Genomic DNA, 14,757 nt, shown 5'->3' with positions numbered 1-14,757 from the left:
CTTAGTTTGAGTATAGTACAGCCTGATTTTAGTGATTTAAAAACAAAAAAAGCCAAAAACATTTCGCTTTTGGCTGTTTATATTTTGACTATTTAAATTAGATAAGGGGTTAAGCTTGACTCGCTAAGTACTCATCGTATGTGCCGGCAAAATCAACGTAGCCATCTTCGGTTAGTTCAATAACACGGGTTGCTAAAGACGATACAAACTCACGGTCATGGGAAACAAATACCAAAGTACCTTCATATTTGCTTAACGCCATATTTAGCGATTCAATTGATTCCATATCCATGTGGTTAGTTGGCTCATCAAGTACCAATATGTTTGGTAATTGCATCATCATCTTACCAAATAACATACGACCTTGTTCACCACCGGATAATACTTTAACGGATTTCTTAATGTCATCTGAAGAAAACAATAATCGGCCTAAGTAACCACGGATCACTTGCTCATCGTCACCTTCACGGCGCCATTGACTCATCCAATCGAATAAGTTCATGTCTTCTTCAAAGTCACTTGCGTGGTCTTGCGCGTAATAAGCGATTTTGGCGTTTTCAGACCATTTTGCAAAACCTGTATCGGCTTCATACTCTCCCATTAGAGTGCGTAAGAACGTAGTTTTACCAATACCGTTTTCACCGATGATTGCAATTTTTTCACCAACTTCTGCCATTAAGTTAATGTTCTTAAGTACGTGATTATCATCGAAGCTTTTGTTTAAGTTTTCGATTTCTAAAGAGTTACGGAATAACTTCTTCTCTTGTTCAAAACGAATAAACGGGTTAACACGACTTGAAGCTTTCACTTCGTCCAATTGGATCTTGTCAATTTGTTTAGCACGAGATGTTGCTTGTTTTGCTTTTGAAGCGTTAGCCGAGAAACGACGGACAAACTCTTGAAGCTCGCCAATTTGTGCTTTTTTCTTCGCGTTATCTGCCATTAAGCGCGCTCTTGCTTGAGTAGCGGCAAGCATATACTCATCATAGTTACCGGCAAACAGACGTAATTCACCGTAATCCAAATCGGCCATATGCGTACAAACACTGTTTAAAAAGTGACGGTCATGGGAAATAATGATCATGGTAGAATTACGTTCATTCAGAATGTCTTCTAACCATTGGATGGTATGAATGTCCAAGTTGTTGGTAGGCTCATCCAATAATAAAATATCTGGATCAGAAAATAGGGCTTGTGCAAGTAATACTCGCAATTTCCAACCGGGCGCTATTTCGCTCATAGGACCAAAGTGTTGGCTAACAGGTATACCTAAACCCATAAGTAATTCACCAGCACGACTTTCTGCGGTGTAACCATCCATCTCGGCAAATTCAGTTTCTAGATCGGCAACGCGCATGCCTTCTTCTTCACTCATTTCAGGTAAAGAGTATATGCGGTCGCGCTCTTCTTTTACTGCCCAAAGTTCGGTGTGACCCATAATTACCGTATCAACAACAGAATATTCTTCGTAGGCGAACTGATCTTGACGTAGTTTACCAACACGCTCATTTACATCGACAGAAACATTACCTGCAGAAGGTTCAAGGTCACCGCCTAAGATCTTCATGAATGTGGATTTACCACAGCCATTAGCACCAATTAAACCGTAGCGATTACCACCGCCAAACTTAACAGAGATGTTTTCAAATAATGGTTTAGCACCAAATTGCATGGTGATATTAGCGGTTGTGATCAATGTCTTTTCCTTTGGGACTTAAAGTGAATCTATTAACAGGCCATATAATGGCCGCCAAAAATATGGCGCGCATTATAAAGCAACTAGCTTTGCCGTGCTAGTTTTAGCAATTGATAATCTATTTGTTTTTACGCTTATTAAACTGGTCGTTACTAAACCTTGTTAAGCCTGGGGTGCTCTTGCCATTGCCTTTGCCTGAGCCATTTGAATGTCCTGGTTTCTTACCATAACGTTTTTGACCAGGTGAGGTTTTATTACCTCTAGCATTATTTTTTCCACGACGAGTGCTCAAGTTTTGTTCACCACGAGTTTCGTTTGGAACCAAACATTCTGGTCCTGAACCGATTAATTTTCGAGCTAAGCCCATTTTAGTTAACGCTTCGCGAATAATCGGCCAGTTAACAGGATCGTGATATCGCAATATAGCCTTATGTAAACGGCGTTGGATCGTACCTTTAGGAACCGGGATTTTATCACCGTCTTTTCTGATCTTGTTCAACGAGTCCACTTCGGTATGGTAAATGGTCGTCGCATTCGCTAGCGGCGATGGATAAAAGTTTTGCACTTGATCAAGCTTAAAATTATTTTCCTTTAACCATAACGCTAAATTAACCATGTCTTTATCTGTTGTTCCCGGGTGAGCGGAAATAAAATACGGGATCAAAAATTGTTTCTTGCCAGCAAGTTTAGAGTAGTGATCAAACATTTCCTTAAACTTGTGGTAGGAACCCATGCCAGGCTTCATCATTTTTGCTAATGGCGCTTCTTCAGTATGCTCAGGCGCTATTTTTAAATAACCGCCAACGTGATGACTGGCAAGTTCTTTAACGTATTCTGGATCTTGAATGGCCAAATCATAACGAACACCGGATGCAATAAGAATTTTCTTAATGCCTTTAACTTTGCGTGCACGGCGGTAAAGGTTAATTGTTGGCGTGTGATCAGTATCCATATGGCCACAAATATCCGGCCATACACACGATGGACGACGACAGGTTGCTTCCGCTTTAGGGCTCTTACAACGCAATTGATACATGTTTGCCGTAGGTCCTCCTAAATCAGAGATAACACCGGTAAAACCTGGAACTTTTTGTTGAATATCTTCGATTTCTGCGATGATTGAATCTTCAGATCGAGATTGAATAATACGACCTTCATGCTCTGTAATCGAACAGAATGAACAACCACCAAAACAGCCTCGCATAATATTGATTGACGTTTTGATCATGTCATAAGCGGGGATTTTTGCATCACCATAACTTGGGTGTGGCACACGAGCGTATGGTAAACCAAACACGCCATCCATCTCACTTTCTGAAAGTGGCAGAGCAGGTGGGTTCAACCAAATAAGACGATCGCCATGGGTTTGCACCAATGCTCGCGCACTCGCAGGGTTTACTTCTTGATGAAATATGCGCGAAGCATGAGCATAGAGCACTTTGTTTGCACTGACTTGCTCATAGGAAGGCAGCTTAACGTAGGTTTTTTCCCATGGTTTAAATTTTTTATCCCAGCTTTTATTCTGATAATCAGAAATTTGAATTGGTACTGACTCTTTAGATACATCAACGACGTTCACGCCGCTATCTTTTGAAGCATTGGCTGTTGAATCATCAGCCTTATCACAATTACTCGGTGACATATCTTGATAAGGGCTGGCAATAGGATCTATTTTGCCTGGCCTATCAATGCTACGAGAATCGACACCGCGCCAACCAACCAATGGCGTTTTGCTTAAAAACGCAGTACCACGCACGTCGGTTATATTCTTAACATCTTCGCCACGGCCAATTCGATGGGCAACTTCCACTAATGGTCGCTCCGCATTACCGTATATTAAGATATCCGCTTTAGCATCAAATAAAACACTTCGACGTACTTTATCCGACCAATAATCATAATGAGCGATACGGCGTAAGCTTGCTTCGATACCACCAATCACGACAGGTACATCTTTGTAAGCTTCTTTACAGCGCTGAGAATAAACTAATACCGCGCGATCAGGGCGTTTACCACCTTCGTTATTTGGTGTGTAAGCATCATCGTGGCGCATCCGTCTTTCGGCAGTGTATCGATTGATCATCGAATCCATATTACCGGCGGTGACACCAAAGAATAAATTAGGTTTACCAAGTGTCATAAAAGCATCTTTTGAATGCCAGTCAGGCTGCGAAATCATGCCAACACGAAAGCCTTGTGATTCAAGCATACGGCCAATTATCGCCATACCAAAAGAAGGGTGGTCAACATAAGCGTCACCACTAACCAAAATAATATCGCAACTGTCCCAACCAAGCTCGTCCATTTCTTTGCGAGACATAGGGAAAAACGGCGCTGTGCCATAGCATTCAGCCCAATATTTCGGGTAATCGAATAGCTCTATTTTTGGTAATGGGATCATAAAACAATGTACCTTGATAAATATGGCGCGGATTATATCAGAAGTTGCCACTAAGGTGTGGTTAAAAAATGTACTAAACTAAGGTTTAATTTCAATTTAGTTACAATTTATTGTCAGTTTTGTTGCTAAAGGTGTTTGCTTTGTTATTAAGGTTTTTGTTTAAATAGGCCATCGAAAAAATAAGGTATTATAAATATATGAAATATCCATTAATCGCGGCGTCAATTAGTGTTTTCTTAACAGCGTGTGCAGCAAACGACATGACTAGTGAGTCGGCGTCACAAGCTTCAAGCGAAGTTACAGCAAAACAAGCTGTTATCGTCGAAACACCACAACCGGAAAATGCCGACGCGAGTAAAGTTATTACCCTTGAAAAGATAATGTCCGATCCAGATTGGATTGCTCGATCACCAACAAATTGGTACTGGGGCGATGACAGCCAAACCGTTTTCTATAAGCAAAAACGTGTTGGCAACCCAATAAAAGACCTTTACAAAAAATCAATCGACGCAGAAGGCAATGGCGCAAAAGTCGCATATAAAGATATGCATATTGCAGATGATGTTAATGCACTGCTTTCTAAAGATGGCAGCCAAGAGTTATACACCTTTAAAGGCAACGTCTTTGTAAAAACGTTAGCAAGTGGTGAAGTTAAGCAATTAACCTATACCTCAGCGGTTGAAACGCAAGCAATGTTCTTAACTGATGGCCGCGTTGCTTACCGTATTGGTGATGTGTTTTACGCTCACGACGTAGCAAATAATCAAATACGTGAATTAGTGAACTTGAAAATGACTGATACTCCGGGCGGAAAAAGCTCAGAGCCAACATACATTGCTAGTGAACAAGAAAAGTTAATAAAGTTTGTTGCCCTACAAAAACGTAATGCCGCACTTAAATCGACTGAAGATAAAAACTTACGTGATCAAAATGATTCAATTGCAACAGCAACATTCTATTTTGGCGCCAACAAGCGTGTGACAAACGCAGTTTTATCTCCTGATGCAACTAAATTAATTGTCGCTGTAGCTAAGAGTGAAAAGTGGAGTAATGCCGGTGATATCATGCCAAATTACATCACTGATAGCGCGATGATCGATCCGCAACAAGTACGTCGTCGTGTATCGGATAATCGCAAATATTCAGAGCAAGTGTATTACATCGATTTAGTTAATGAAGCGCAATACCTTCTTACCTATGATTCGTTACCGGGTTTTGATGAAGATGTGTTAGCCGATGTTCGTAAAGAAAATTACGCCCGTGAAGGCAAAGAATATACTTCTAAAAAGTCACCACGAAACATTCATTTAATGTACAACGGCATCAAATGGCATAACAATTCAAACCAAGTGGCTATTGAAATGGAAGCTTGGGATAACAAAGATCGCTGGATCGCTAGCGTTGACTTTGAGAAAGCGCAATTTGTAAGCCAGCACAGGTATCACGATGAAGCTTGGGTAAACTGGAACTTTAATGATTTTGGTTGGTTCGATAACAGCGAAACGCTTTATTACTTATCGGAAGAGTCTGGATATGGCCAACTTTACGCAAAAGAACTTAACGGCAATGCTAAAGCATTAACTGCTGGTAAGTTTGAGGTTCGTCAGTTAACTAAGACTAAAGATGACAGTAGTTTTTATTTCCAAGCCAATATCAAACACCCTGGTATTTACGAGATATACAAGGTTGATGTGGCAACCGCTACTGTAAACCCTGTAACAGATTTAGGCGGCATGAATTCATACGCTTTATCGCCCGATGAAAGCAAGCTGTTGATAGAACATTCAACGACAACTATGCCACCAGAGCTATTTGTTAAAGATGTCGCTATTGAAGCAACACCAGTGCAGTTAACTCGTACCGTAAGTGAAGAGTTTTTATCAATGCCGTGGACTGCACCGTCAATTGTTGAAGTGCCTTCGTCTCACACTGAAGACGGCATTTACTCACGAGTATATCAAGCTGCACCGGTAGATGGCCCATCAGCGGCAGTGCAAGGTAAAGCGGTAATGTTTGTTCACGGTGCTGGTTACCTACAAAACTCACACATGGGTTGGTCAGGCTACTTCCGTGAATTCATGTTCCACTCTATGTTAGTGCAAAAAGGTTATACCGTAATCGATATGGATTACCGTGCATCTAAAGGTTATGGTCGTGATTGGCGTACAGCGATTTATCGTCATATGGGTAAACCAGAAGTTGAAGATATGGTCGATGGTGTTAACTGGTTAACAGAAAATGCTAATATTGATAAAAATAGAATCGGTGTTTACGGCGGCTCTTACGGTGGTTTCTTAACATTGATGTCGATGTTTACTGAACCTGACGTGTTCGAAGCGGGCTCTGCTTTGCGTCTGGTTTCAGATTGGACGTCATATAACCACGGTTATACTTCGAATATTTTAAATACGCCGGAAGATGATCCGATTGCTTTTGAGCGTAGTTCACCAATTTACTTCGCTGAAGGCCTACAAAAACCACTATTAATCAATGCACCTATGGTTGATGATAATGTATTTTTCCAAGACAGTGTTCGTTTAGTTCAACGCCTAATTGAATTGGAAAAGGAAGACTTTGAGACCGCTATCTACCCAGTAGAGCCACATGGTTTTGTACAGCCAAGCAGTTGGTTAGATGAATATCGTCGCATATTCAAACTGTTCGAAACACATTTGTAAATATAGAATTGCACGTAAAAAGGTAGCTTAATAGCTACCTTTTTTGTTTTAAAACTGGGGGTCAGAGTCAGATTAATTATTTAATCTGACTCTGACCCCAGTTATTTATTTTAATTTAGTGTGCGCTGAAAAATTAACATTGTTGCTGTTAGTTGTTAATAAATAACTATTTTTTGTATCAACCAATGTGATTTATCAAGTTTTGTTCTATAGTAAAACCATAGAATTTTATTACTGGGAAAATCATGAAAAAATTTATCTATTTATTTAGCATGTTATTTGCGATTGCATTTACTTTGAACGCTAAAGCAGAAGAGGGCGTGGCAGCCGATCCATTAACTGATGTTTGGGTGATAAAAATAGACGCTGTTGATAAGGGAAAGTTTGAGCAAGCGTTAAAAGCCCACATGCAATATCGCGTTGATAATGGCGATCCTAGAATTTGGAACGTATATACGCAAGTTGTCGGCAATAATATGGAAACCTATGTCTTGCGTGCCTGTTGCACCAACTGGGACAAGATTGCAGAGTATCGTGATTGGTCGCGCAGTAAAAAAATGTCAAGTCATTGGCGCAAAACGGTTGGCCTTTATTCTAAAAATGCCGATCATTATTTCTCTAGACTAGATGATAAAAATAGTCACTGGGACAATACCAAAGAATTTCGTTATTTCGGTGTAACCAGTTTATATCCAGAACCAGGGGCAGGTTTTGAGGTTCGAGAATCTATCAAAGCAATAAGTGATGCCGCTAAAAAGATGGGCTGGGAAGAAAGCTGGGCTTGGTATAATCAAATTGGCGGTGAACCACAGATACAATTAGTGGTTGGTTTTGAAAGTTATGCTGATATGATGCCTGCGGAAAAATCATATTATGAGCGTTTAGTCGATCTATTAGGGGATAAAGAAAAAGCGCAAGATATGATCTCTGACTATTCTGAGCAATTTGATAAAACAAATTATGCGATTTATGTACATCGTGAATCTTTATCTTCGCCAAGTAGCAAATCGAAATAAAATAATTTATTTGCTCAATAGTGCACCTATTGATGATAGCGAAAGCGCTAGAAAGTCATAACTTTCTAGCGTTTTTTTATAACTTATTGGTGACTAAAAGCGTTTATTTTGTCGGCTTCTTTAAAATAGAAATGATAATTCCAATTGATGCAACTAAGCCACCAACTGTGCCCCACAAATGCGCATCTATAGCAACACTAGCATTGATGATTGATTCAACTTCAGCACTGGCACCAAACACTTGTTCATAAGCAACTTTTGCAATTACACCAATAACCAACAAGTAACCTGATTTCCAGCCTCGTCTAATATCTAAAAATGCGCCCCATATAAAAATACCATGCAAAACACCTGATAAACCGACATAACGTTGCATATCAGTATCGAAAAAATAGATACCGGCAGAGCATACTATCATTGAAATTATGAATGCTAGGCCGTAGTTCTTATTGTCATAATGATCGCCGTGTAGCGCCCACAACATTGTTAAACCGGCAAGATTTAGTAATAAGTGATTGAAGTTGGTATGAACAAAATGACTACTTAACAGCCGCCACAATTCACCTTGAGCGAGTAAGTCTCGATCATAAATGAGATAACTTGATAGGTTGTCTGGCAATAAATAGATAAGTACGGATAACACCAATACTGAAACAGGTAAGCTTAATGATTTTCGACTAATTGGTAATGATAACTTCAACATAGCGGTGATTCATATTATTATTGTAGGTTATGAGCCGACAGTATTGCACAAGCTGCGAAAGACCGCTAGTCACCTGTATTTGTGATTTAGTTAGTCCAATCGATAACCAAGTTGAAATCTGGTTTTTACAGCACCCAAGTGAAGAGAAACAAACCAAAGGAACAGCTAGATTAGCTTTTCTGTCTTTAAATCGTTGCCGAATTATTGTTGGTGAAGACTTTACCAATAATGAGACTTTAAACAAGGTTATTGCCGACAGCAATGTTAACGTTTGCTTGTTGTATCCCGGGAATGATGCAGTAGTGGCAGATAAAAGCTCGTTTGACAGCGCAAGTGACACCATCGTTTTAGTGCTTGATGGTACATGGAAAAAAGCATTTAAAATGTATCAGCTGTCTAAAAATTTGCATGGCTTGCCTAAATTGACGTTGCCTAGCTCTATTACCAGTAATTATGTCATTCGAAAGCATCACAAAAGTACCGATTTATCTAGCCTAGAAGCGTGTACTCACTTGTTAATTGCTTTAGAAGGCGATAGTGTTAAATTCCAACCTTTATTGGATTCCTTTGATTTGTTTAATCAGTTCCAGCAAAGGCTAGTAAAATTGCACAGTAAAACCAAATCTTAAACCTATTTTAAAAGGACGTTACCAAGTGTTGCTTTCCAAATTAATTCCAAGCGTGTTGATGCTTTCCTTATTGAATGCTTGTGTTGTCGAAGAAAAAGTTATTCGTGAAGATAGAGAGCCGGAAGCTACGGTAGCCATTGATGATAAGTCAGTCGTCAGCGCTCAAAAATTTATGGTTGCAGCCGCGAATCCCTATGCGTCGCAAGCAGGTTTTAATATTTTACAAAAAGGCGGCAGTGCCGTTGATGCTGCTATTGCTGTGCAGTTAGTTTTAACATTAGTTGAACCTCAATCTTCAGGTATTGGCGGTGGTGCATTTATTTTGCATTATGACAACGAAACAAAGCACCTAACTAGCTTTGATGGAAGAGAGACAGCACCGAGAAAAGCGACACAAGATTTATTTCTTAATGAACAAGGTCAGCCAGTAAGATGGATTGATGCCATCGTTGGTGGTCGCAGTGTAGGGGTTCCCGGAGTATTGAAAGCGCTGGAGTTAGCTCATCAAAAGCATGGCAAGCTGCCATGGTCAGAATTATTTATCGATGCGATTAACCTTGCAGAGCAGGGCTTTATCGTGTCTGAACGATTATCAAAATTGCTTAGCCTGAAGCTAAATCCAGGGTTATTACAACTGCAGCCCGCTAAGCAATATTTTTACCCTAACAATAGAGCGTTAGTTGCCGGTACTCGATTGTTCAATCCTCAACTTGCTCATGTCTATAAAGAGATCGCTAAAAATGGCGCGGATGTATTTTACCAAGGCTGGTTAGCAAAGAATATTGTTAAAGCGGTTCAGAATTCGGCTCGCGCACCCGGGCGATTAACGACTGGTGATCTTAGTGCGTATCATGCTAAAGAAGTTGATGCTGTGTGCGGCGGTTATAGACAATATAAAGTGTGCGGCATGGCACCACCGAGCTCTGGTGGTATTTCAGTATTACAAATATTAAAGCAACTCGAACAGTTTGACATAAAAGATATGCCTGTTAATGGTGTCGATGCTATCCATTTATTCACCCAAAGTTCACGTCTAGCATTTGCCGATAGAGCTAAGTATATTGCAGATCCTGCTTACGCTAAGGTGCCGGTCAATGATTTAATCAGCGATTCTTATATCAAACAAAGATCAGCATTGATTAATCCATCATCGGATATGGGCAAAGCTCAACCCGGAGAGGTTAAACTTTTAACCGCACAAGCGCTTGATAATGCCATAGAAATGCCGTCTACATCACATATCTCTATAGTTGATGGTGATGGTAATGCTATTTCAATGACCACCAGTATCGAGATGGCGTTTGGCTCGGCTGTATTTGTTGATGGCTTCTTATTGAATAATCAGTTAACGGATTTTTCATTGGCACCGGTTGTTAATGGTAAACAAGTGGCTAATCGTTTACAGCCCAATAAACGCCCTAGAAGCTCTATGTCACCTACAATGGTATTTAATAGTGATGGTAGTTTGCGTTTAGTTGTTGGCTCACCTGGCGGCAGTCGAATAATCAATTATGTTAGCCAAACTTTGATCGCAGTACTCGATTGGGAACTGGATATTCAAAATGCAATTAATCTACCAAAAGTAACCAACAGGAATGATATTACTAGTATAGAAAAAGCAACTAATCTCGTTGAGTTAAAGCCAATGTTAGAAGCAAAGGGGCACCAAGTTTCAGTACGAGATCTAAATAGTGGAATACACGGAATTGAGGTGTTTACCGAGTTTCTTCGAGGTGGCGCTGATCCGCGTCGTGAAGGTAAAGTATTAGGTCAGTAATAGCAGCAACTTGTAAAAATATTAACCCAATACAATCCAGCATTTAGAAGAAAATGTTCGCGCAATAATCTAGCTATAATTGCGCTAGTTAAAAATTTAGGAATAACTATGACAAGTTTTAAAGGCACCGAATCGTATATCGCCAGTGATGACTTACAATTAGCGGTCAATGCCGCGATCGCTCTAGAGAAACCATTACTCATCAAGGGCGAGCCTGGCACAGGTAAAACCATGTTAGCCGAGGAGCTTGCAAGTGCTTTAGGAACAGAATTAATTCAATGGCATATCAAATCAACGACCAGAGCGCAGCAAGGCTTATACGAATACGATGCCGTGTCTCGACTTCGAGATAGCCAACTAGGTAATGAAAAAGTAAAAGACATTAGTAACTATATTATCAAGGGTAAGCTATGGCAGGGATTTATAGCGGATAAACGTCCAGTCTTACTGATTGATGAAATAGATAAAGCCGATATCGAGTTCCCTAATGATTTGTTATTAGAACTAGATAAAATGGAGTTTTATGTATATGAAACTCAAGAAAAAATAGTTGCTAAACAAAGGCCTATTGTAATCATTACCTCCAATAATGAAAAAGAATTACCGGATGCATTTCTACGCCGTTGTTTTTTCCACTATATAAAGTTCCCTGATAAAGCCGAAATGCAATCAATTGTTGATGTTCATTTTGATGGTATAAAACAAGAGCTTTTAGAAGAAGCGTTAGCGGTGTTTTTCAATTTACGAGAAATACCAGGGTTAAAGAAAAAGCCATCTACCTCAGAACTTATTGATTGGCTAAAATTATTAGTTGCTGAAGACATTGATACTGCTGTATTACATGAAACGAATCAGAATAAACTCATCCCGCCATTACACGGTGCGCTACTAAAAAATGAGCAAGATGTTCACCTTTTTGAGAAGCTAGCTTTTCTAAATCGCAGTGGCCGCTAATTAATGTTAATCGAATTTTTCTTTAAATTAAGGGAATACCGTGTACCTTGCACTGTACGCGAATTACTTGATCTGATTTCAGCGATGAAAGCGCGGGTAATTTTTTGCTCGGTTGATGATTTTTATACCCTAAGCCGAGTGATCTTGGTCAAAGATGAGAGTCATTTTGATAAGTTTGATCGCGCCTTTGCTGAATATTTTAAAGGTGTTGCGAGTATTGATTTAGATTTATCAAATATTCCTAAAGATTGGCTCGAAAAACGATTTCAAAAACAATTAACCGAAGAAGAAAGAAAACAAATAAAATCTCTTGGTGGTCTTGATGAGTTAATGAAAACCCTGCAAGAACGGTTAAAAGAACAAAAAAAACGACATCAAGGTGGCAACAAATGGATCGGCACCGGAGGGACATCACCATTTGGTGCTTATGGTGAACACCCTGGTGGTATGCGCATTGGGCAAGATGGTAATCGAAATTTCTCGGCCGCAAAAGTATGGGACAAGCGAGAATTTAAAAACCTCGATGCAAGTGTCGAGTTAGGTACTCGAAATATTAAAGTGGCGCTACGTAAGTTGCGACAATTCGCCCGAACTGGAACAACTGAAGAGTTAGATCTAGATAATACAATATCAGCAACCGCTAAAAATGCTGGTTACCTAGATGTTAAGATGCGTCCAGAGCGCCACAATAATATCAAAGTGCTCATGTTTTTCGATGTTGGTGGTTCAATGGATGAATACATCAAAGTGTGCGAAGAATTGTTTTCAGCGGTTCACACTGAATTTAAATACCTAGAATATTTTTATTTTCATAACTGCATGTATGAACATGTATGGCACGATAACGCCAGACGTTACCAAGAAACAATTGATGTATGGGATATTATCCATCGCTTTTCGAAAGACTATAAAATAATCTTTGTTGGTGATGCGACCATGGGGCCCTATGAAATTTCGTTTCCAGGTGGCAGTGTGGAGCACTGGAATGAAGAGCCTGGCAGTGTTTGGATGGAACGTCTAACCAATCATTTTGAACATTGCATTTGGTTAAACCCGCAACCAGTTAAATATTGGCATTACTATCAATCAATCGATTTAATCAAACAGCTTATGGCGCAAAGGATGTACCCGATGACTATTGAAGGCCTAACAGCTGGTATAAAAGAGTTACTTTAAATCTTGTATAACTAGCGATAGTAAGTAATTGAACTATAATAATTTTTATTCGTTACTTTACCTTTGATTATCATTAGCTTACGAAAATAATAATAATGAAAAAACTATTCTCACGACCTAAGAAAAAACTAACATTTGATGAAACCCAAGAGGTGATCACGCCGTTCGCCTTTAAAATGGATGATTCATTATTTGGTACAGCTATTGCCAGTCCGTGGAAAAGGGGCTTGGCGATTGCCATCGATTTCTTCTTGATTTTATTGTTAAGTAGTGCAGGAGGAGAGTTTCTAGCCATCGCTGTAGCGATTATGTTTTTCCGCAGTAGTAAACGTAAAGCGTTAGAAATTGAAAAAGAACAAGTAAGTAAAGAAGGCAAGGTGAGGGGACGTAAAAGACGTTTTCTAAAACGTTTAATTGCTGCCTTTATTTTGTTCGTCGTGCTTATCGAAACCTTACCATCAATTTTTAGTGAAGCGATGTATGAAAACTCTGAACATAACCCATACTCTGCCAAAGACTATAGTAAAAATAAAGAGACTAACAATAGCTCAAAAGACAATACAGTTGAAGCTAAAGACGTAGACTTCGTGACAGCAATTGAGATCACTGCTTTTGCCTTGAAAGTATTGAGCTTGGCAGAAGAAAATAAGTGTCAAGATGTGAGTTGTTGGAAAAAAGTGTTTGAAGATGTGCCTAGTAAGGCCACGAAACTAAAAATCGGAGCCAAGAAAAGTAAAGGCTTTTTTGCAGAAATAGCGGAGTCAACCGAATTAGAAAAAGCTCAGCAACGAGAGCTTAGCAATCATTTATGGAACGAGTATTTAATCTTAAATAAAGATGTCGTTGTAGATAAGTACAATAATCTTTCAACAGTCCCTAATGAAGTAATTACACCGGTGACTACGGATGTAACTACGGATAAATCAAATCCTATTAATAAAGTTGACGAAGCGCTTGCTATAGTTGAAGAAAAACAACCTACAAAAGAATCCAAGCCACCAAAACCAATCTACTCAATCATGGAGTTGATCAAAGGTATTATTGAAGACTTAGGTTTAGGACTTGGTTGGGCGGCATTGTACTTTTCAGTATTTACTTCATGGTGGAACGGTAAAACGCCAGGAAAACGTTTGTTTAATATTCGAGTGCTGCAACTTGATGGTACACCGCTGTCTATGTGGGATAGTTTTGGCCGATTTGGCGGTTATGCTGCGGGCACTGCAACGGGGTTATTAGGTTTCTTACAAATTTTCTGGGATCCAAACAGACAAGCGATACACGATAAAATATCAGCAACGGTTGTGATTGATGAAAAGAAAGTCGTCAATCCTGAAATTATCGCCATCGTAAAAGAAAAAATTGCAGCTTATAACCAACGTTAAGATTTGTTTAGCATTAATAGCTGTTTAACGATTTTAACTAAAAGCTTCTATACTTGAATTAATGACCGAAGAAAAAGGAGAATTACCAATGAAAAACTTATTTATTGCAACTGTTATGGTTGTCGCTCTAACTGCCTGTTCGTCAACAGATGAAGGCTCGACCACCGCAAAAGCGGATACTAATGCATCTAAAGATGATTGTGCAGGTAAAGAGTATCTTGCACGACAAGAGTGTTTATCGGCAAAGCTTAAGTAGCTCTTTCGAGAACGCAAAAAACTGGGGTCAGAGTCAGGTTGATTAAAATCCTGACTCTGACCCCAGTTTTTGTTTGTTTAGAGTTCAGA

Annotated in this window: 11 protein-coding genes; 8 read left to right on the top strand and 3 right to left on the bottom strand. The window is 39.5% G+C overall.

Annotated features, from left to right (window positions below; all coding sequences use genetic code 11):
- Window positions 1-109: 109 nt before the first annotated feature.
- On the bottom strand, window positions 110-1,696 hold the full coding sequence (locus tag LT090_RS09620; RefSeq protein ID WP_068545468.1) for an ABC-F family ATPase: 1,587 nt from the start codon (window positions 1,694-1,696) through the stop codon (window positions 110-112).
- A 118-nt stretch (window positions 1,697-1,814) separates the two neighbouring features.
- Complete coding sequence (locus tag LT090_RS09615) at window positions 1,815-4,097, bottom strand: YgiQ family radical SAM protein (protein ID WP_068545469.1); 2,283 nt, start codon at window positions 4,095-4,097, stop codon at window positions 1,815-1,817.
- 197 nt (window positions 4,098-4,294) lie between these two features.
- Between LT090_RS09615 and LT090_RS09610 the strand changes: the two genes are divergently transcribed.
- Both LT090_RS09610 and LT090_RS09605 read left to right on the top strand, forming a co-directional pair.
- On the top strand, window positions 4,295-6,775 hold the full coding sequence (locus LT090_RS09610) for a S9 family peptidase (RefSeq protein ID WP_068545470.1): 2,481 nt from the start codon (window positions 4,295-4,297) through the stop codon (window positions 6,773-6,775).
- A 245-nt stretch (window positions 6,776-7,020) separates the two neighbouring features.
- On the top strand, window positions 7,021-7,791 hold the full coding sequence (locus tag LT090_RS09605) for a hypothetical protein (RefSeq protein WP_068545471.1): 771 nt from the start codon (window positions 7,021-7,023) through the stop codon (window positions 7,789-7,791).
- 103 nt (window positions 7,792-7,894) lie between these two features.
- Here LT090_RS09605 and rrtA read toward each other — a convergent pair whose 3' ends face one another.
- On the bottom strand, window positions 7,895-8,494 hold the full coding sequence (rrtA, locus tag LT090_RS09600; RefSeq protein ID WP_068545472.1) for a rhombosortase: 600 nt from the start codon (window positions 8,492-8,494) through the stop codon (window positions 7,895-7,897).
- A 29-nt stretch (window positions 8,495-8,523) separates the two neighbouring features.
- Here rrtA and LT090_RS09595 point away from each other — a divergent pair, with 29 nt between their 5' ends.
- The 6 genes from LT090_RS09595 (at window position 8,524) to LT090_RS09570 (ending at window position 14,668) form a co-directional block, all read left to right on the top strand.
- The gene (locus LT090_RS09595; protein ID WP_068545473.1) at window positions 8,524-9,123 is read left to right on the top strand and encodes a tRNA-uridine aminocarboxypropyltransferase; all 600 of its coding nucleotides are present in this window, start codon (window positions 8,524-8,526) and stop codon (window positions 9,121-9,123) included.
- A 58-nt stretch (window positions 9,124-9,181) separates the two neighbouring features.
- The gene (ggt, locus tag LT090_RS09590; RefSeq protein WP_068545474.1) at window positions 9,182-10,900 is read left to right on the top strand and encodes a gamma-glutamyltransferase; all 1,719 of its coding nucleotides are present in this window, start codon (window positions 9,182-9,184) and stop codon (window positions 10,898-10,900) included.
- A gap of 108 nt (window positions 10,901-11,008) precedes the next feature.
- The gene (locus LT090_RS09585) at window positions 11,009-11,854 is read left to right on the top strand and encodes an AAA family ATPase (RefSeq protein WP_068545475.1); all 846 of its coding nucleotides are present in this window, start codon (window positions 11,009-11,011) and stop codon (window positions 11,852-11,854) included.
- Window positions 11,855-11,857: 3 nt separating this feature from the next.
- Window positions 11,858-13,030 carry a vWA domain-containing protein gene (locus tag LT090_RS09580; protein ID WP_068545476.1) on the top strand — a complete coding sequence of 391 codons (1,173 nt, stop codon included), beginning with the start codon at window positions 11,858-11,860 and terminating at the stop codon, window positions 13,028-13,030.
- Between the two features lie 95 nt (window positions 13,031-13,125).
- Window positions 13,126-14,412: an RDD family protein gene (locus LT090_RS09575; RefSeq protein ID WP_068545477.1), complete on the top strand. Its 1,287-nt coding sequence runs from the start codon at window positions 13,126-13,128 to the stop codon at window positions 14,410-14,412.
- Window positions 14,413-14,500: 88 nt separating this feature from the next.
- A complete protein-coding gene (locus tag LT090_RS09570; protein WP_157726598.1) occupies window positions 14,501-14,668 on the top strand; it encodes a hypothetical protein in 168 nt (55 codons plus the stop codon).
- Window positions 14,669-14,757 lie beyond the last annotated feature (89 nt).

It is taken from the genome of Thalassotalea crassostreae (assembly GCF_001831495.1).
GTDB lineage: Bacteria > Pseudomonadota > Gammaproteobacteria > Enterobacterales > Alteromonadaceae > Thalassotalea_A > Thalassotalea_A crassostreae.
The sequence above is the reverse complement of the archived record's forward strand: the minus strand, read 5'-3'. Positions and strand labels throughout refer to the sequence as shown.